This is a genomic window from Paenibacillus sp. EB106-06-01-XG199 (genome assembly GCF_058791575.1).
Window position 1 is genome coordinate 769876 of the sequence record NZ_JBYTDQ010000002.1, and the last position, 18431, is coordinate 788306.

An 18431-nucleotide genomic window follows, 5' to 3' on the forward strand; every position below is an offset into this window, starting at 1 on the left:
CTACAGCTCTGTCTTTTTCAAAACATTCAAGTCGATTTCGCAACACTCAAGTATATTACAAATAATTAAAAATTGCCTGCAATTCTACTCTTACCCTTCAATAACGCCTTTTTTGAGAATGAGATTGCCATACAGCGCTTCTTCCCCGGTTACTACAATCGCATAAGCGGATTTGGACCGTTCATAGAAGTTGAAGCGTTCCTCGTAACCAATTACCGTTTGCGGATCAACATCCCTAATAATCTCTTTATAAGTGTCCCAGATCACAGGAACGGTAGGATCACCTTGCACCACATCCATCAGAACGGCCTGATGCCCGGCATAATGATCCAGCGGATACAGCTCCAGAATAGCGGCCAGCAGCTGGGGGATTCCAATACCATCGCATCTTGTCACCCGGGGATGCAGCGCATGTCCCGGAAAATTCGCATCCGCCAGCACCAGCTCATCCCCATGGCCCATTTCCATCATAATCCGCACGAGCTCAGGGGACAGCAGCTTGGGAATCTTTTTGAGCATCCTATAATCTCCTTTACATTCCGTAAAATGATCTAAGTGCTACCAGCTGCTCGATCCGGTCTGCCGGCAGCTCACGCTCCCCTTGGATCATGCGGGTCAGAAAGGTGAGCTTCGCTGTATACTCCAATCTCTCCATATTCATGTAAGCCGCCATTACATCCTTTCCCCAGGACAAAGCCCCGTGGCTTTCCAGCAGCACAGCGGATTTCTTGCCGAGGAAGGGCATAATCGAATCAGGAACCTCCTCAGTGGAAGGCGTACCGTACGGGGCCAGAGGGATCTCGCCCATGGCAATGACCGATTCCGGCATCATCATCTTATCCAGTGCTTCTCCCTTGATGGCAAAGGCAGTGGCAAATGGCGGATGTGCGTGAACGACACCATGGATGCCGGGAAGCTCCCGGTAGATCCGCAGATGCATTTTCACCTCTGTCGAAGGGCGGTAGCCCTCCTGAGCCTCCAGAATTTCACCCTGAAGATTAACTTTCACCAGAATATCCGGCTCCAGATATCCTTTGCTTACACCGGTAGGGGTGGCCAATACTTCGTGTTCATTCAACCTTGCTGAAATATTGCCGTCATTGGCGGCAATATAATCTTTATTGAACAGGTTTCTCCCGATGTCACAAATCTGCAGTCGTAATTTCCGTTCCATTTCATCCATTGTCATTTCTCCTCTTTGTATAGTCATTCTTGAACAGGCCGGTACACGGCAAGACTTCCGGAAGCGGCGGCCACTTCCCCCGCCCGGCTGTAATCCAGCAAGCCAAGCGCCGTGAGCTGCACGATAACGTTCCCGATTGCACTTGCTTCGACCGGACCGGCGGTCACTTCTTTCCCGGCCGCATCCGCCGTCAGCTGGCACAGCAGCCGGTTCTGGATACCGCCGCCAACCATATGCACGGTATGGATCGTTTTGCCGGTGAGCTCCTCCAGCTCCGCGATCGCCTTGCGGTACGCCTCGGCGAGGCTCACTAGAATGAGCCGTACGACTGCACCTTTGCTATCCGGCACCGGCTGTCCGGTGCTGCGGCAATATTCCGCAATACGTCCGGGGATATCTCCCGGGGTGCTGAACAGCGGATCACCCGGATTGATCAGACCTTGCACAGCCTGCTCGCTTTCGGCCAGCTCGACCATTTCCCCGAAGCTAAGGGTCACACCGGCTTCCGCCCAGGCTCTTTGGGTTTCCTGCAGCAGCCAAAGACCCGTAATATTCTTCAGCAGCCGGTTGCCTCCGCCATAGCAGCTCTCATTGGTGAAGCCGTAACGGTAACAGCGCTCTGTAAGCACGGGCTGCTCCGTTTCAATTCCCACCAGCGACCAGGTGCCGCAGCTGATAAATGCGGCATGCTCCTTGTCACGATAAGGAATCGAAGCAACCGCTGAAGCCGTATCATGTGAAGCGCCGGCAATGATCTGCAGGGCACTGCCTCCGAATTCCTTGCGGAGGCCGGGAAGCAGGGAGCCGATAACTGTCCCGGCATCCACCCTCTCGGCAATCAGCGCCGGAGAAATTCCCAGTCTGCTGAACACCTCGGATGAGAGTTCTGCCGTGCCGGCCTTCATGAGGCCGCTGGTGCTGAGGATCGTCCTCTCGGCGGCGGCTGTTCCTGATAATAAATAATGAAATAAATCCGGCATCATTAAGATACGGCTAGCATTTGCCTGCAGTTCAGGATTCCGCTGAACATCAGCAAACAGCTGATACACTGTGTTGATGGGGTCCGGCTGGTTGCCGGTCAGGCGGAATTGTTCCCCCGGCGGCAGCAGCTCTTCCAGCTTGAGGCGGTATTCCCGCATCCGCTGATCTCTGTAATGATGAGGCGGATACAGCAGCATTCCGTCCTGATCCAGCACGCCGTAATCCACACCCCAGGTGTCCACACTGAGACTAAGCAGCTCCCCGTATTTGCTGCAGGCCAGCCTGATCCCCTGCTTGATTTCCTGAAACAGCTCCAGCACGTTCCAGTGCAAATCCCCGCCGATGTGCAGCGGCGTATTGGCAAACCGGTGAAGCTCCTCGGTGACAATGCGGCTGCCGTCATAAGTTCCCAGGATCACTCTGCCGGAGCTGGCTCCAAGATCCACGGCCAGCACTCTTTTGAACTCACTCATCGAAACCACCTGCCTAAGTTCTGTCAATGATACAGCGGACCGAAATTACGGCATGCCCGGTAATCGGCATCCTCCAGGCTGTCTGTTCCAAACAGCGACCACACACGCGGTCTAAAGATCTGTGATTCGTCGACGTTATGCATACTGACTGGAATACGCAGTATTGAAGCAAGTGTGATCAGATCGGCTCCAATATGGCCGTAGCTGATGGCTCCATGATTGGCTCCCCAATTGTTCATCACATCATAGACCGATTTGAACGAGCCGGTTCCGGTAAGGATTGGAGCAAACCAGGTGGTCGGCCAGGTCGGATCGGTGCGTTCATCCAACTGGCGGTGAACCTCTCCGGGAAGCTCAGCGGTATAACCTTCCACCAGCTGCAGAACGGGTCCCAAGCCTTTGACGAGGTTAAGCCGCGCCATCGTGACAGGCATGCCGCCTTTGGTCAAGTAGTCGGTAGAGAAACCGCCGCCGCGGAAATATTCCTGCGAGGCAGGTCGGAAGAAGGTCTCCTTAAGCGAGGCAGCCACTTCTTCTTCCGTAATGTCCCAGAAGGGCTTGATCGCCGGCTTGCCTTCGAGGGATTGCTGACCGGTTCCGTCGAGCGCGGCCGAACCGGAGTTGATCAAGTGAAGCAGGCCATTCGCAGCAGCGCCTTCCAGCTCGTAGCCGGTCACACGCTTCACGGCTGCCGGACTCCAGTACGTGCGGACATCAGCGAATATTTGCGCCGTATTCGTCAGCAGATAATTAAACAGCATCGTCACGCCGTTCAGACTGTCATTTTCGGTAGCCAGAATATAAGGTGCCCGTTTGCCGTTCCAGTCAAAAGAGGAATTCAGGATCGTCTCCATAAAGTCGCCATTCGGGAAATGGTCGGTCCACTGGCGTTGCCCTTGAAAGCCTGCAGCAATGGCATTATGTCCCTGCGCTTCTTCTTCAAAGCCAAGCTCCGCAAGCACAGGATTACCGATCATGAGGTCACGTCCGATTAGGGCCATCTTGACACAGGTCTCCCACTGCTTCTCCTTCTCTTCTTCGCTGACCTGCAGATGGGCTGGGTTGTTGTCAGGCCCTATCTGACAGTTCTCCTTGGTCCATTTCAAGGCCCGCGCAAATTCCTGCGGATCGTAGATTTCCTCTTCGAAGCGGCGCACGAACTCGGACATGTCGATATATTCATTGCGCATGCCCAAATACTCCTGGAAGAATTGGTCATTCACGATGGAACCGGCGATCCCCATGGAAACGGAACCCATGGATAAATAGGAGCGGCTCTTCATAATGGCTGCGGCCAACGCCGATTTGGCAAACCGGAGCAGCTTGGCCTGAACATCGGCCGGAATATCTTCACTTCCGGAGTCCTGCACATCCTCCCCATAGATCCCGAAGGCCGGAATTCCCTTCTGGGCGTATGCCGACAGAACTGCGGCAAGATAAACAGCACCGGGTCTTTCCGTGCCATTGAACCCCCATACCGCATGGGGAATTGCCGCATCCATATCCATCGTTTCTGAGCCGTAGCACCAGCAAGGAGTTACTGTAATGGATACCCCCACATTTGCTCCGGAGAACTTCGAACGTGCAGCCGAAGCTTCACTGACTCCGCCAATAGTAGAATCCGCAATGACGCATTCCACGGGCGATCCATCAGGATAACGCAAATTCTCCTGCAAAAAATCAGCTACCCGTTGTGCCATTCCCATAGTCTGAAGCTCTAACGATTCGCGCACACCGCGCCTTCTGCCGTCGATCGTTGGACGAATGCCGATTGCCGGATACTTTACTGCCATACTGAACAACCTCCTCAAAGGTAATGGGTTTATAAACTAAATATATCGCTTTCATCTGCTTCATCATAAAATCTGAGAAATGGAATGTCAACAAAAAACCACACATATATGTGACTTTTTGTGGATTTTATTTTGTTGATCGCTAATAAATGTGGAATATCCTTTTATTTCTGAAGTGAATTGTAGTACACTAGCCTTATAGATGTTTTAATGCAGGAGGAACTACATGAGAGCTTTTGAACGCCGGGAATATATTATCAACAAGCTGCACCGCTATAAGAAAGTCCATGTTGCTGATCTGGCACAGGATTTCGGAGTCTCCGAAGAAACGATAAGAAGAGATCTCGACAAGCTGGATAAAGAAGGAATTGCCAAGAAAAGCTATGGCGGAGCGGTTCTGAATGTTCACACCAATGAAGATCCCGCCTACTCCCTCCGGCATTCAGTCCATCTTGACGAGAAGCAGATGATCGCCGACAACGTGCTGGGACTGATCAATGATGGCGACAGCCTGATGACAGACACCAGTTCGACCGCTTTTGAAGCCTTAAGGAAAATAACCGATGTTAAACAAAATCTGACGGTGATCACCAATTCACTGGTAGTCCTGTCCGAGTTCCAGCATTCCGGCCACAAGCTGATCTCTACCGGTGGTGTTCTGGGTGCCGAGACGAACTCCTTTGTCGGACCGACTGCCTCCTATACCCTACAAAAGTACAATGTGGACGTCGCCTTGTTCAGCTGCAAAGCTCTGTCTATGACAGGCGGGCTGAGTGATTCCAATGAAGCAGAAAGCGAGCTAAAGGTTCTGATGCAGCAACAGGCGAGCAAGGTGATCCTGCTTGTGGACCATTCCAAATTCGACCGTATTGCCTTCATCAAATTGTTCAGCTTTGACAAAGTGGATTACCTTGTGACTGACCGCAAGCCTTCGGAGGAATGGATTGATTTTTTCAAGGAGCATCAGATTTCACTGGTCTATAGCCCCACAGAATAGCCTACAATCTCTACCCGGAAAGGGGGGTGAACCCGCGAATGGTCTAAATAAATATAACGGGTGCAGCCGGCCCGCAGTGGCTCCCCTTTGTCCTCCTGGCTGTAGGCTTATGCTAGATTGGGCTGTTATGGGCTGTGTTCAAGAAAATGGACTGAACTTTTGTATGCGCTTTCTATTAACAATTCACCTCCCGGATTCTACCCGCTTAAAGCTTCTACTCAACTTTCGTTCTATCAATCATAATCCAGATTCCCTTCTTCATACAAAAAATCGGGTGCAATCCCTCTTTGACGGAGGAATCTCACCCGATTTTTTCCAAGTGGGAACGGCTTCGCCGTCCTCAAAAGGACGGTATCCGTTTCAGCGAGAAATAGAAGGATAATTTATAGCGTGAGCATATAAATTATTATATTTTAAAAAACAAACTTCCATTCTAGCTGTCTATACTACAAATCACTTTCGCTCTGAGCCCGCCGGGCAAAGTCTACGAACTGAAACTTATCCAGCCGGTGCCGCGATTCGGTATACTGGAACAGCTTAGTGTCCACCAGATGCACATAGTTGCGGACTACGACAATATGCTGATAATCGTGCAAATCAAGCAAAAGCTTATCCTCCGGTGTGGCTTCTTCCACAGAGATCTCCTTTTTGGCGTAGCTGATAGTGAGATGAAGTTCTCCTTCCAAATACGCATAGATCGAATTCCCGGCGGTTTCAGCAGTGAGAGACGGTACATAGGAGGTTAGAAAATAATCCTTATCCAGGATGATCTTCTCCCCATCAATCTCCCGGGCACGAACTACCTTCCAAAGCGGGCCCGGCTCCTTCATCTGAAGACGCCGTTCCTCCTCGGATGTACTGGGCACACAGCCGTTCTCATATACAATGGTACGTACGGAACGGCCCAGGTTTTTGGACACTTCCTTGAAGCTGACCAATCCGGAAACGGGGAAGTTCATCCGCTGGGTATCGAGTACAAAGGAACCTTTGCCCTTAATCTTATGGATATAGCCGTTCTGAGAGAGCATAAGCAAAGCCTTGCGCACCGTCTCCCTTGAAGTTCCGTAAGCTTCAGCAAGCTCGCTTTCCGAGGGCAGCTTCTTGCCGGCAGGGAGCTGACCGGACTGAATCCGGGCCGAATAATCATTATAAATATGAAGATATATATTCTTATTCATCCTTAATCACCATGCCCATAGTACCACGATTGTTAACCTTTAAGATAGATCTTTAGAACAGGAACCGCCTGCCCATGAACAGGATTTGAACTAGGGATCAGCTCCTCTACCCGTTCGATGATATCCTGCCCGTCAGGCACGATAACCGGTGAAGTCAGCGGGTATCCTGCTGCGGTAATAGCATCCCGGTCGAATTCAAGCAGCAGCTGACCCGCCTTGACTTGATCTCCAGTGGCGGCATGAGCCGTAAATCCGCTGCCTTTCATCGAAACGGTATTGATGCCGATATGAATCAGAATCTGCACTCCCGTAGCATGCTCCAGAATCATCGCGTGCTTGCTCTTGATGACATGGGCGACAGTAGCGTCAAATGGAGCATACACTTTTCCTTCGGACGGATTTACTGCCACTCCTTTACCCATTTGCCGCTCGGCGAAGGCCGGGTCCGGCACTTCTTCCAGCGGTACAATCTGTCCTCTCACCGGCGAGACGATTTCCAGAACATTCGCTGCTGATTCTTTGCTTCCAGCCTTCTCTTGAATCATCGGAGGAAGGGAAGCCGGAGTTGTCGCCTGGACGTTATCCGCCTTTGCGTTATTATCCGGTTCTTCGCCTCCCCGGCCGCGGATCTTGCCGAACAATACGGTAGCTCCGAAAGGAATGATTAATACGATGGCCATGCCGACAAAGAAGATTCCCCATTGATTCGGGAAGATGGACAGGAAGCCGGGAATCCCGCCGACCCCGATGGAGGATGCCAGTACATTGTTGAGTGCCAGCAGTATGCCCGCCAGACCCGAACCGATCATCCCGAAGATAAACGGATACTTATAACGGATGTTAACCCCGAAGATCGCCGGTTCTGTAACCCCCAGGAAGGCAGAAATGGAAGAGGTCACGGCCAGACCTTTCGTCTTCTCCTGCTTGGCCACGAACAGCATGCCGAGTGCGGCTGCACCCTGTGCAATGTTGGACAACGCCAGCATCGGCCAGAGGAAGGTTCCTCCTTCGGAACCGATCAGCTGAATATCCACAGCAAGGAACGTATGGTGCATGCCGGTAATAACCAGCAGTGCGTACAGCCCCCCATAAATGAGTCCTCCCAGCGCCGGGAAGGAGCCAAAGATGTTGACCAGTCCCGTTGTAATAGCATTGGCAATCATGAATGTAACCGGACCGATAACCGTAAACGCCAGAAATCCTGTAACCAGCAGCGCTACCGGTGCCACGACCAGCAGCTTGATGGAATCATGCACCCGCTTGTTAAGCCAGCGCTCCAGCCGGGCGAGCAGATAAGCGGAGACCAGCACCGGGAGCACCTGTCCCTGATAGCCGATCTTGTTAACTTCCCAGCCGGATAAATTCCAGACTGGAACCGTACCTTCCAGCTTGGCATCCGCATATCCGTATGCACTGAGCAGATCAGGATGAACCAGGATAAGACCGAGCACAATCCCCAGCAGCGGACTGCCGCCGAACCGGGTTACTGCCGACCATCCAATAAGTGCGGGCAGGAAGGTAAAGGCCGTACTGGCAATCGTATTGATAATCGAAGCGATGTCCTTCCATTGCGGATACACATCCACCAAGGAGCGTTCGTCGAAAAAGATGCCGGGACCCGTCAGAATGTTGTTGATCCCAAGCAGCAGACCTGCCATCACAATGGCCGGGAGGATCGGAATAAAGATATCCGCAAGTGTCTTGATCGCCTGCTGCAGCGGATTCTGGTGTTTGCTGGCTGCCGTCTTTACCTCGTCTTTCGAAGAACGGGCACCACCGGTAATGTCGATCATTTCTTCATATACTTTGTCCACCAGTCCCGGACCGATAATCACTTGAAATTGGCCTTGGGAAGAAAAGTGCCCTTTCACCAGATCATTCCGTTCCAGCGCAGAGATATCAACCTTTCCCTCGTCTTTCAAGGCAAATCTCAGCCTTGTGACACAGTGCGTGGCTGCTTCAATATTGTCTTTTCCGCCTATGGCCTGTACGATCTGCTCCACGTTTTGCCGGTTAATCGCCATGTTCTCACTCCTTAATTTAGTTAGGTTATATTCGTGCTGTTAACGGATAATCCACATGTAGGATGCATAAGGTGATAGCTCAACCGTCTGGCCCCATGCTGGGGTCTGCGGGGTATTTCCGATCAGCAGTTCTGCTTCCTTGCCCTTGACCGTCTCCCAGAACACTTCGGCAGCAGTAAATACTGCATGTTCACCGCTGAAATTGGATACGACGACCAGTACTTCGGTTTCATTAATCCGGGCATAGGCGTAAATCTGAGGATGAGCCTCATCAAGCCGGACATAACGTCCGTTGGTAAGCACCTCTTCCTGCTTGCGCAGACGGATCAGCTTACGGTAATGAGCCAGGATGGAAGTCGGATCTCCAAGCTGTGCGCTAACGTTGATCTCCTTGTAACTCTCATCCACCCTCAGCCATGGGGTCCCGGTGGTAAATCCGGCATTCGCTGTCTCATCCCACTGCATCGGTGTCCGCGAATTATCGCGGGAGCGTTCCCGGATGATGGCAAGTGCTTCATCCGCTGACAGGCCTCTTTCCTGCAGGATCTTGAACATATTGGTGGATTCGATGTCGTTGAACTCACCAATGTCCAGCCATTTCGGATTTGCCATACCGATCTCTTCACCCTGGTACACATAGGGTGTACCCTGCAGCCCGTGGAGCGTCGTCGCCAGCATCTTGGCACTCTCCACCCGGTAGATTCCGTCGTCCGCAAACCGGGACAAGGCCCGCGGCTGATCATGGTTGTTCCAGAAGAGCGCGTTCCAGCCCCCTCCCCGCTGCATACCGGACTGCCATTTCGTGAATAGCTGCTTCAATTCCTCGAAATCGTAAGGCTTCAGTTCCCACTTCTGCCCGTTCCGGTAGTCCACTTTCAAATGGTGGAAGTTAAAGGTCATGGAGAATTCCTTCTCCTCCTGATTAGAATAGCGGATACAGTGCGCAAGTGTAGTTGAAGACATCTCTCCTACAGTTACAAGATTGTATGGACCAAAGACCTTGGCATACAGCTCCTTGATGTATTCATGCACCCGAGGTCCGTCCGTATAGTAACGCCGTCCGTCGCCGGGTGAAATACTACCGTCATCCTCCGGAAACCCCTGATCCTTAGAGATCAGGTTGATAACATCCATACGGAATCCGCTGACTCCCTTCTCCGCCCAAAAAATCATCAGGTCGGCCACTTCCTGCCGAACTTGCTCGTTCTCCCAGTTCAGATCGGCCTGTGTCTTATCAAACAGTGTCAAAAAATACTGGCCCGTTGTCTCCTCCCACTGCCATGCAGGTCCGCCAAACTTAGACTGCCAGTTGTTGGGAGGGCCGCCGTCCGGTGCCGCATCTTTCCAGATATAATAATTGCGGTAAGCATTGTCCTTCGATTTGCGGGCTTCCTGAAACCAGGGATGCTCTGTTGAGGAATGGTTGACCACAATATCTGTCATTAGATGCATGCCGCGCTTCTTAAGCTCATGCATCAGCTCATCGAAGTCCTCCATCGTTCCAAAAGCCGGGTCAATCCGCCGGTAATCTGCGACATCGTAACCGTTATCATTTTGCGGGGAGACATAAACAGGCTGCAGCCAAACGATATCAATGCCCAGGTCCTGCAAATAATCCAGCTTCCGGGTCAAACCTTTTATATCACCTGTCCCGCTCCCGGTCGTATCCTTGAAGCTTTTCGGATAGACCTGATACACCGTTGATTTCCGCCACCATTGTTGTTCAGGTATATTTGCCATCTATTTGTCCCTCCTAGTTGTATGTAGCCTTTTCAGCCATTATGTGTTTAGCTCACTTCACTTCTCTTCAACCTGTATATACAAGATGGATTGTACACCTGTATATACAGGTTGTCAAACCTGAAAATGCCTCTATTTCACCATGATGCAACACAGGCGTGCATGCCACCATGAAATACAGCTATGTCACTTACTTAAACTAGATAGGCCATTTATTAACAAGTAATTGTCAATAATACCTTCTGCCTGAACAGGAGAGACCGCATTTGGACTTCTTCATAACAAAAAGCCCCGCAAATAAGTGTCCTAATTTGCGGGGCTTTCACAGTTGCATTCAATTTTTCCGAGCTTATTGAAGAATCGATGAAATGAACTTTTCCATCTCACTGCTGGTCTCATTCAGGCGCTCAATAAGCTCGCTGAACTGGGTGACCAATTCGGCCTGTGCAGAGGAAGAATCCGCAATGGCTTCAATTTCTTGTTCCATCTGCAGAATGGAATGCTGCACAGTGCTGAGTGAATCTTCGATCGTCTTCGTCGCTTCCTTTGTGTTGACGGAAAGCTTGCGCACTTCTGTAGCTACTACACCGAAACCTGCACCTTGCTCCCCTACGCGGGCCGCTTCAATCGCTGCGTTCAGGCCAAGCAGGTTTGTCTGTTCCGAGATTTCACGGATAAAGCCGGCCACCTTGTTCACCTGCTTTGACTCCTCAACCGTCTTACGCGAATTCTCCAGAATTTGGGCCGTCGTAGCTGACAGCTCCTCGGACTGTGCAGCAACGTTCTGGACCATATCCATCAATTGGCCGCTGATCTGGTTGATACTATCCGTCAGCTGTTCCATTTTGTCTTCGTTCTCAAGCGTATAAGCAATCGCAAATGCTCCGATAATCTCCCCTTCATCCCCGTAAATCGGCACTGCCGAGGAGATTACAGTCGCACCGTACAACTCGGCAGACAGACGATTCGTCGTAGCACGACCTGCAAGGGCGTTTCCGAGTGACGGGTCATCCTCCGGAACAGGACTTCCCTTGGTCAGGCCAAAATCGAGTACCTTGCTGGGTGCGTAGTAATGAAAAATCTCCTTATCCGTAATCCCAATCATAATGTCCTGTGCGTGGATTTGCTTAATCATTGGTGCGGCCAATACAAGTGCGGTCAAATTATCCATGATGCATCTCCTAAATGTGAATGTTTTTAATTATTATCGTCACATACAGTTCATAAATTAAGAAGAATTTATTCTGTTCTGTTTCCTGCGGATCAATCGCTTTCCTTGTCCGTTTGTTTGATCAAGAAGTAAGCGATATAGCCGATCATCCCCAGGAATAACCCGGTGCCAACGATGATGTAGACAATAGTAAAAGTTTTCCCTAAAGTGGTTTGCGGAACAAAGGTAGGATGTCCGATTGTACTAAGCGTGGCTACGCAAAAATAGATCGCGTCAATCACAGAAAGTCCTTCCTCTTTGACATAAAAAATGGTTCCGGAGGTCAGCGTGATGACCACCAATACGAGCAATGCCTGAAAATTCTTAAGCTTGAGCGCCCGCCATAAGCCGGTCATCAGACGCTTAAGCGTAAGCAAAAATGATAACATGGGCAGCACCTTTCGACTATTTCAAATTGTGAATTTTATAATTCAGTATAATCGGCTAGCTGAAGAAAGTATAGTTCTGCTGCACCCCAATTAGCAGAACCACGTCTAAATAATGTAAAATAAAACAATATTAAGGTGATAGATCGTGAAGCGTTTCTTTACGGTATTATTTTGTGCTTTGCTCTTAGTTTCATTTAATGAGTTTGGACATGTGTCAGCAGCTCCCCTACCTGTAAAATCTAAGGTAAATCTAAAAGTGGGAAAGTTTTTTGTTTTATACACCAAACCTGCCCCGCCGCTCGTTGATGAAAATAATCGGTTATTGGTACCTTTGCGGACTTTTGAAGATTTATTTGGTGGGAAAATTTCTTACTCTGGCTCGGCGAAAGTGGCCCGGCTTCACTGGCTAGATCATGAGTTTGTATTTTTGATAGATTCAAAAAATGCTCAGATGGACGGACAAACTGTTGTGATGGATACAAAACCTGTACTAAAAAACGGTGCTATGTTTCTGCCAATACGAATTTTTTTAGATCAAGCAGAATTAAAGAGCCACTGGGATAACAAGGCAAACATTCTGACTTTGGACGATGGTCGAATACTTGTAGGGGACCCCTTTAAAAATTTTGACGGGAACGATCTGTACAGCAACAATGCAGATGGAGCATTTAGAATCAATGACTTTGCAATAACTAATAAAAGCAATAACACATTTCAGCTCACCATAAATGCAACAAACATAACCGGTGAAAGTAATCCTAAGGGTAAGGCTGACATTCATCCACTTGTTTCTTTTGGGGCTAATTATGGAGGCTTTGCTAGCGACTCTTATAGTCGTCCAGTTTATCCGGCCATTCGGGAAGTTAATGTAAATGGTAATGTATCTATATCACAAAACTTTCCTCAAAAAGAAGTTAACTATATTATTACGGTGGCAAGATTATTTACAGAATAGAATAGAATAAAAACAGCGCGTGCCAGTATCCATTGGCTCGCGCTGTTTGTGTTAGATCTACCACATCATGTATCGAGCGGTGATAAGCTGTATTACATGATCCTTGCGCAGAGGAAATTGCCCCCACCTTACTCAAGCTCAGTCCCAATCCCTTTCTCCCTGGCCTTCTTCACATAATATACCGCTGTTGCAATATCGAAGACAGCCATCCCCATCGGGCAGAAAAAGACCGGCTCATCTTCGGCGAATTCAGTCAGGCCGCTTCGGCAGACGACGTCGCTAATTTTACGGGTGCCGGTACGGGTCAGCCCCTGTTCCAGATGGAGCCGCTCGATGTCTGTATTCTCGCGGCACACTTCATCCCAATCGTCGACAATGACAGCTTTCACCGAAGCTACCGCCTCCGGCTTATAATCACGCAGAGAAACATTCAGCAGAAGACAACCTTTTGCAGGGGGAAGATCGATGTAGCGGTGATCGGATACGGTACAGGTGATGAAGATATTGGACTTCAGATAGACGTCTGCCCACGTCTCTGCCACTTCAATCCTGTCCCTGTAACAGGGCGGAATTCCTGACAGATCGGCTCCCCTTAGATCGAAGATGCGGATACGTTCTATTCGATCACCGTACAGAGCCATTGCCATTTGAAAATGATGCTGCCCAATCGGCCCCCAGCCGATAATGCCAAGCTGAATCTCTTCCAGCGGCCGTGCCTGCATAAAGTGACGGATCATCAGCCCGCTGATGGAAGCTGTCCTGACAATGCTGGGCAGCGGCGAGTTCAGAACGGCTGAAGGCTGGCCTGTATGGGGATCATTCAATATGATGACGCTATGCGCGCGGGGAAGACCGGCTCCGATATTATCCGGGAAGCTGGAAATCCACTTGATCCCGGCCGCATTCACGTCTCCTCCTACATACGCGGGCATTGCAATAATCCGGTTTTGAGGATGGTTATACCTTAGATAAGGCTTAACTGGCTGTGCGTAATCACCGGAATCAAGAATGCGCACCGTAGCTTCTGCGGACTCCACAAGGTCAGCCCACTCAAGGCCTATCGCCTGGATATCCTGGTCGTTTAAGTACAGCATACCACTGGCTCCTTTTGCATTTAGTTAGGGACATCTCCATCTTCAGACGAGAGCTTCCGGCCGAACTGGTTCTGAATCCATGAGTCCGAATATACGGTATCGAGGTAACGTTCTCCCTTGTCATGCAGAATGACCGCGCAACGGGATCCCGGAGTTATTTCTTGCTCCATACGCTTGACGGCGGCAATAATCCCTCCGGAGGATGCACCGGCCAGGATCGATTCATTCTGCGAGAGCGCCCGGCAGCCTTTTACGATCTCCCAGTCCGAAACATACACGATATGGTCGATTAGGTCTTTTCTGCAGAAAAGCGGCACAATGCCGGCACCCAGTCCGGGGAAACGCCGGCTGCCCTTATTTCCGCCAAAAATAACGCTGCCCTCCGCGTCGACAGCCACGATCTTGGTCTTTAGCCCATGATCCCTTGCGTATTCCGCCAGCCCCCTGATCGTGCCGCATGTACTGACACTGCAAAATAAATAATCCACCCGGCCAAGCTCGGTCACGATCTCTTTCATGGTCGTATGGTAGTGGGCCAGATAATTATTTGCGTTTCCATACTGATTCGGCCAAAAGCTGCCGGGTATCTCTGCCAATAGCTGCTGTACGCGTGTGAGCCTGGCAGGGAGAAACTCGCCTGTTTCCGGGTCTGGTTCGGCGACATAGTCGATTTTTGCATCCAATGCCTTCAGGATCTGAATATTCGTTTCGGTTGTCCGGGGGTCGATAACGCTGATAAACCGCAGCCCCAAATATTTGCAAATCATTGCCAGGCTAATCGCCATATTCCCCGAACTCGATTCAATAATGACAGTTCCAGGCCTTATTCTACCTTCCTTCCAAGCCTCCTGGATCATCCGCAGGGCAGGACGGTCCTTCGCACTTCCGCCCGGATTCAGCAGCTCCATTTTGGCGTAGACCTCAAACCCGCTGTTCTGGAACAGGTTGCTCAGCTTGATTAAGGGCGTATTTCCGATGGTCGACAGTATGCCGCCACTCAAGTTCATCTCTGCCCTGTCTTTATCTTTCTGGTAATATAGCTTTTTGTTCTTTACCTGCCCGCTCTCCAGCGTCTCGCCATTGGCCACTATAAAGACTTCAATATCGTCAAGCAGATGATTCCGAATCATCATGCCGATTTCCGGAATGCACTCTCTGATTTCCTCCCTGATTGCCGGAGCCGTGGAGTTAACTGCAGATTTACTTTTGATATAAATGGTCAGCGCATTGTTCCTTACCTTCACCCGGATGATAGCATCTTCTATATGACGGTATACAACCTGTTCGATATCGTACAGGCTAATTTTTTCTCCATGCTTCAGTTCCCGGCCCACCCGTTTGACGATTGAGGCAAAGCTCTGCTTTTCCACACCGCCTATCATCACAGGTCTGAAATCCCTTACCACATCATAGGTAACAAAACGAATGGCTGGCATCATCTTGCGGACAGTTGAGGTAAGAACCAGAATACTTTCATTTTTACCCAGCGGCCTTAAATCCCCGCCTAACGCCTCCGTCCCGAGCCCTTCCGCAAAAATCCCGTCGGCAAGGATGTACCTACCTAGCTCATGAGAGTAATAAGCAATTGTGCCCATTTCAATGGAGCCATAAGTATCGACGATGTCCCGTGGATCAAGACCGAACAGGCGCGCCATATTCCGCTGCCATCCCAGTGTGGCGATTTCCCCGACCAGAATGATCTTGCGGATGCCGAAGTCGCGCGGATTTCCGGCGGCATATACGATATGGTCAAGGATGGAAGGCATCGTATACAGCAGCTCAGGCTTAAAGGCTTGCAGCCGTTCAATGTGCTGTTCGATGGGAAGATCAAAGGGTATTGAACTCTTTTCGAGTCCCAGCCGCTCAAATATGGACAGGGCCGTGTTCGCTGCATGTCCGGTACCCATGTCCGCCAAAGCTCTTGTGCAGCCGCTTCCCGCAAGCAGCTCACCGAACAGCTTTGTTTTGATATCAATGTAGTTTTTATCGTCTTCCTCTGAGTAGAATATCGCTTTTCGGCGGCCCGTGCTTGTGCCCGACGTCCGGTATACGGCCAGAGAAGGGTCACTATCTTGGGTATAATAATGGGTATCCAGAATCTCCGACGTCATAAGCGGAAGGTTCTGTAGGCTATAACTCGTCTTCTCCCCACCGATCATCCGCTTGTACCAAGGAAAAACCCCGGTGACTTCCAGAACCTTATCCTGCAAATTGCCGAGCAGCATCTTCGCCGCCTCCTATTGGCCGCATGCTGCAGCCTCATTAGATAAACACCTGCAATAATCTTATGTAGAATTCTCCGGGTGTGTTCTATTGCTGTGCAGATGCCCAGTCAAAAACTGAACATTTCCGTAATATAGCCTATGGAACTATAGAGACGGAGGGACAAGATGAAGAAGCAAATAAGGCATATATCCAATAAGCTGACGAAGACAAAGGTGATGGCGCGAAGCCGAGAATTAAGGACATACATCCCGATAACGAGAAAAATGGATCAAAGCACGCTTCATGAGATGCTGCAAAAATATAATATGGTCTACATTAAGCCATGCTGCGGTTCCTTGGGGATAGGTGTGATGCGGATGGAAAAGACCGCCCGGAAGGAGCGGATTCAATACAGCTATCAGGCGGGTACGAATGTACGCAGCTTCCCGGATTACGACACGGCTTATCGCGCAATCTTAAAGGAGACCCAGGGGAAGTCCTATTTAGTGCAGAAAGGGATCCGGCTTTTGGTTCATGAGGGCCGCCCCTTCGATATCCGGGTGATGGTGCAGCGAAATCTTAAGGGTGGGTGGGAAGCTACAGGGGTTGCAGGACGCGTAGCGCATCCCCGGAAGGTTGTTACTAACGGGAGCCAGGGGGGGACGATTTATCCGGTTGAAGTATTGTTGAATGCCTACACCAGCCTGGAGAAGCGTAAAGCATTGATCTCGGCCCTCAAGGAAATGGGTGTGAAGTCCGCCAAGCAGCTAAGCACAACCTTTCCCGCCCTCCAGGAAATCGGCGTGGACATTGCCTTGGACCGGCGTCTCAAGCCCTGGATTCTGGAAGTGAATACTTCCCCCGATCCCTGTCCGTTTACCAAGTTGAAGGACAAAAGCATGATTAAACGGATCGTCAAATACGCTAACGCCTACGGCCGCACATATAATCTGAAGTGTATGAAATCTAAACAGGGTGTGGTGTAACCTGCGGGGTTGTCTGCGGAACAAAACAGCCGGATTCGGCGAATTGTGGAGCTGCTCTTCCACAGCTCGCCTGCTCCTGTCAGCGGTCTTGTTCTACAGACTGCACCTGATCCTCTTCCATGGAGGGCTTCAGGTCATCCTGAATGCTGCCTTCCCATAGCGGGACTCCTGACCGGTAGGCTGATCTGCCGTTTAAATGGCCTGCTACCGGAGAGGTAATAAATACAAAGACGATAGCAAGCAGCAGCTTATAGCTGACCGTTCCATCGTGAAACAGGAAGTAGACAAACGCTCCGCTCAGCACACAGAGCACCCCAAGTGTTGCGCTTTTGGTAGCGGCATGTGAACGCAGGTACACATCGGGCAGCCGGACCAAACCGAATGCGCTCAGACCGCAGAATACGGCGCCTAGCAGCACCAGAATCGAACTGAACAACTCACCGGTCATGCCTGTCACCTCCCTCTTCAAATACAATGCCCCGTTCAATATATCTGGCCAGCGCCGTCGTTCCTATAAAAGTAAGAATGCCGATCACCAGAATAATCTCAAGAAAATCCTGTGTATCCAGCAGCATAGAGACTACCGCAATCATAGCCAGCACATGGATGCCTATCGTATCCAGCGCGGCAACCCGGTCAGAACGGGTCGGTCCTTTAAGCAGACGGTACAGACAGGCCAGCATAGCCACCGATAATATAATCAGCGCTGCGGTTAACAAAGTCAGACTCATCAGCGGGTCACCTCCATAATGGCTTGCTCAAAAGTGCCTCTGATCTGCTCGGTAAGCAGCTGTGCATCTTCAATATCAATGGCATGGATGTACAGGATCTTTCCATCTCCCGAAACATCAAGTGTCAGTGTTCCCGGTGTCAGGCAAATCAAACAGGATAATAAAGTGATTTCCCACGCGGACGTTAAGGTGGTCTCATAAGCAAAAATACCGGGACGTATAGCCAGCTTTGGACGAACGATATGACCAATCACCACAAAGCTCGACACCACCAGCTCGCGGATAAATATCAGCAGCAGCTTCAGCATTGCCCATACTCGTTTGAGATAGAAGGGCTGTGTCCATGACTTCCGCAGGATCAGCAGAATGAATATTCCAAGCACATACCCCACGATAAAGCTTGAGCCCGAACTGTTGTTATTCAGCAGCATCCACATGAAAGCAATCATCAGGTTGAATAGTATTTGCAAAGCCATCTCCTCTACTCCTTCA

The 18431-nt window shown here is 50.3% G+C and carries 17 protein-coding genes; 3 read left to right on the forward strand and 14 right to left on the reverse strand.

All coding sequences use genetic code 11. The features are described from left to right. Positions 1 to 90 precede the first annotated feature (90 nt). From fucU to AC3WT9_RS09495, 4 genes are read right to left on the reverse strand one after another with little or no spacing between them, the layout of a single operon-like run. Positions 91 to 519, reverse strand: a complete 429-nt coding sequence (fucU, locus tag AC3WT9_RS09480) for an L-fucose mutarotase (protein WP_341092131.1) — start codon at positions 517 to 519, stop codon at positions 91 to 93. A gap of 13 nt (positions 520 to 532) precedes the next feature. Next, positions 533 to 1183 (reverse strand): class II aldolase/adducin family protein, encoded by a 651-nt coding sequence (locus AC3WT9_RS09485; protein WP_038589957.1) that lies wholly within the window; start codon positions 1181 to 1183, stop codon positions 533 to 535. A gap of 23 nt (positions 1184 to 1206) precedes the next feature. Beyond that, a complete protein-coding gene (locus tag AC3WT9_RS09490; protein ID WP_341092128.1) occupies positions 1207 to 2637 on the reverse strand; it encodes a rhamnulokinase in 1431 nt (476 codons plus the stop codon). A 23-nt stretch (positions 2638 to 2660) separates the two neighbouring features. After that, positions 2661 to 4430, reverse strand: a complete 1770-nt coding sequence (locus AC3WT9_RS09495; protein WP_341092127.1) for an L-fucose isomerase — start codon at positions 4428 to 4430, stop codon at positions 2661 to 2663. Positions 4431 to 4656: 226 nt separating this feature from the next. Between AC3WT9_RS09495 and AC3WT9_RS09500 the strand changes: the two genes are divergently transcribed. After that, positions 4657 to 5427 (forward strand): DeoR/GlpR family DNA-binding transcription regulator, encoded by a 771-nt coding sequence (locus AC3WT9_RS09500; protein ID WP_341378229.1) that lies wholly within the window; start codon positions 4657 to 4659, stop codon positions 5425 to 5427. 446 nt (positions 5428 to 5873) lie between these two features. On the opposite strand, the gene treR is transcribed toward AC3WT9_RS09500, so the two are convergent. The 5 genes from treR to AC3WT9_RS09525 all read right to left on the reverse strand — a co-directional run bounded on the left by treR (position 5874) and on the right by AC3WT9_RS09525 (position 11968). Beyond that, on the reverse strand, positions 5874 to 6605 hold the full coding sequence (gene treR / locus AC3WT9_RS09505) for a trehalose operon repressor (protein WP_076114387.1): 732 nt from the start codon (positions 6603 to 6605) through the stop codon (positions 5874 to 5876). A gap of 32 nt (positions 6606 to 6637) precedes the next feature. Then, positions 6638 to 8629, reverse strand: coding sequence for a PTS system trehalose-specific EIIBC component (treP, locus tag AC3WT9_RS09510; RefSeq protein ID WP_341378227.1), 1992 nt, complete (start codon positions 8627 to 8629; stop codon positions 6638 to 6640). A 39-nt stretch (positions 8630 to 8668) separates the two neighbouring features. Continuing rightward, positions 8669 to 10369 (reverse strand): alpha,alpha-phosphotrehalase, encoded by a 1701-nt coding sequence (treC, locus tag AC3WT9_RS09515; RefSeq protein ID WP_341092123.1) that lies wholly within the window; start codon positions 10367 to 10369, stop codon positions 8669 to 8671. Between the two features lie 349 nt (positions 10370 to 10718). Continuing rightward, positions 10719 to 11540: a methyl-accepting chemotaxis protein gene (locus tag AC3WT9_RS09520; RefSeq protein ID WP_038589941.1), complete on the reverse strand. Its 822-nt coding sequence runs from the start codon at positions 11538 to 11540 to the stop codon at positions 10719 to 10721. A 92-nt stretch (positions 11541 to 11632) separates the two neighbouring features. Next, positions 11633 to 11968, reverse strand: a complete 336-nt coding sequence (locus AC3WT9_RS09525) for a potassium channel family protein (RefSeq protein WP_341092121.1) — start codon at positions 11966 to 11968, stop codon at positions 11633 to 11635. A gap of 145 nt (positions 11969 to 12113) precedes the next feature. Between AC3WT9_RS09525 and AC3WT9_RS09530 the strand changes: the two genes are divergently transcribed. Next, positions 12114 to 12923, forward strand: coding sequence for a copper amine oxidase N-terminal domain-containing protein (locus tag AC3WT9_RS09530; RefSeq protein WP_341378226.1), 810 nt, complete (start codon positions 12114 to 12116; stop codon positions 12921 to 12923). 128 nt (positions 12924 to 13051) lie between these two features. On the opposite strand, the gene AC3WT9_RS09535 is transcribed toward AC3WT9_RS09530, so the two are convergent. Continuing rightward, positions 13052 to 14017, reverse strand: coding sequence for a 2,3-diaminopropionate biosynthesis protein SbnB (locus AC3WT9_RS09535; protein ID WP_341378225.1), 966 nt, complete (start codon positions 14015 to 14017; stop codon positions 13052 to 13054). A 20-nt stretch (positions 14018 to 14037) separates the two neighbouring features. Then, the gene (gene sbnA / locus AC3WT9_RS09540) at positions 14038 to 16242 is read right to left on the reverse strand and encodes a 2,3-diaminopropionate biosynthesis protein SbnA (RefSeq protein WP_341378224.1); all 2205 of its coding nucleotides are present in this window, start codon (positions 16240 to 16242) and stop codon (positions 14038 to 14040) included. A 165-nt stretch (positions 16243 to 16407) separates the two neighbouring features. Here sbnA and AC3WT9_RS09545 point away from each other — a divergent pair, with 165 nt between their 5' ends. Further along, positions 16408 to 17208, forward strand: coding sequence for a YheC/YheD family protein (locus AC3WT9_RS09545; RefSeq protein WP_341378223.1), 801 nt, complete (start codon positions 16408 to 16410; stop codon positions 17206 to 17208). A 79-nt stretch (positions 17209 to 17287) separates the two neighbouring features. Here AC3WT9_RS09545 and mnhG read toward each other — a convergent pair whose 3' ends face one another. Genes mnhG through AC3WT9_RS09560 form a run of 3 tightly spaced genes read right to left on the reverse strand, consistent with a single transcriptional unit; the run spans position 17288 to position 18415 of the window. After that, positions 17288 to 17656, reverse strand: coding sequence for a monovalent cation/H(+) antiporter subunit G (gene mnhG, locus AC3WT9_RS09550; protein ID WP_341092110.1), 369 nt, complete (start codon positions 17654 to 17656; stop codon positions 17288 to 17290). Then, positions 17646 to 17939 (reverse strand): Na(+)/H(+) antiporter subunit F1, encoded by a 294-nt coding sequence (locus AC3WT9_RS09555; RefSeq protein WP_340899068.1) that lies wholly within the window; start codon positions 17937 to 17939, stop codon positions 17646 to 17648. The genes mnhG and AC3WT9_RS09555 overlap by 11 nt, the downstream gene beginning before the upstream one ends. Continuing rightward, on the reverse strand, positions 17939 to 18415 hold the full coding sequence (locus tag AC3WT9_RS09560) for a Na+/H+ antiporter subunit E (protein ID WP_341092107.1): 477 nt from the start codon (positions 18413 to 18415) through the stop codon (positions 17939 to 17941). Before AC3WT9_RS09560 ends, AC3WT9_RS09555 begins: the two co-directional genes overlap by 1 nt. Positions 18416 to 18431 lie beyond the last annotated feature (16 nt).

Coding starts and splice junctions, on each gene's coding strand:
- fucU (WP_341092131.1), bottom strand. CDS start 519: ATGCTCAAAAAGATTCCCAAGCTGCTGTCCCCTGAGCTCGTGCGGATT.
- AC3WT9_RS09485 (WP_038589957.1), bottom strand. CDS start 1,183: ATGGATGAAATGGAACGGAAATTACGACTGCAGATTTGTGACATCGGG.
- AC3WT9_RS09490 (WP_341092128.1), bottom strand. CDS start 2,637: ATGAGTGAGTTCAAAAGAGTGCTGGCCGTGGATCTTGGAGCCAGCTCC.
- AC3WT9_RS09495 (WP_341092127.1), bottom strand. CDS start 4,430: ATGGCAGTAAAGTATCCGGCAATCGGCATTCGTCCAACGATCGACGGC.
- AC3WT9_RS09500 (WP_341378229.1), top strand. CDS start 4,657: ATGAGAGCTTTTGAACGCCGGGAATATATTATCAACAAGCTGCACCGC.
- treR (WP_076114387.1), bottom strand. CDS start 6,605: ATGAATAAGAATATATATCTTCATATTTATAATGATTATTCGGCCCGG.
- treP (WP_341378227.1), bottom strand. CDS start 8,629: ATGGCGATTAACCGGCAAAACGTGGAGCAGATCGTACAGGCCATAGGC.
- treC (WP_341092123.1), bottom strand. CDS start 10,369: ATGGCAAATATACCTGAACAACAATGGTGGCGGAAATCAACGGTGTAT.
- AC3WT9_RS09520 (WP_038589941.1), bottom strand. CDS start 11,540: ATGGATAATTTGACCGCACTTGTATTGGCCGCACCAATGATTAAGCAA.
- AC3WT9_RS09525 (WP_341092121.1), bottom strand. CDS start 11,968: ATGTTATCATTTTTGCTTACGCTTAAGCGTCTGATGACCGGCTTATGG.
- AC3WT9_RS09535 (WP_341378225.1), bottom strand. CDS start 14,017: ATGCTGTACTTAAACGACCAGGATATCCAGGCGATAGGCCTTGAGTGG.
- sbnA (WP_341378224.1), bottom strand. CDS start 16,242: ATGCTGCTCGGCAATTTGCAGGATAAGGTTCTGGAAGTCACCGGGGTT.
- AC3WT9_RS09545 (WP_341378223.1), top strand. CDS start 16,408: ATGAAGAAGCAAATAAGGCATATATCCAATAAGCTGACGAAGACAAAG.
- mnhG (WP_341092110.1), bottom strand. CDS start 17,656: ATGACCGGTGAGTTGTTCAGTTCGATTCTGGTGCTGCTAGGCGCCGTA.
- AC3WT9_RS09555 (WP_340899068.1), bottom strand. CDS start 17,939: ATGAGTCTGACTTTGTTAACCGCAGCGCTGATTATATTATCGGTGGCT.
- AC3WT9_RS09560 (WP_341092107.1), bottom strand. CDS start 18,415: ATGGCTTTGCAAATACTATTCAACCTGATGATTGCTTTCATGTGGATG.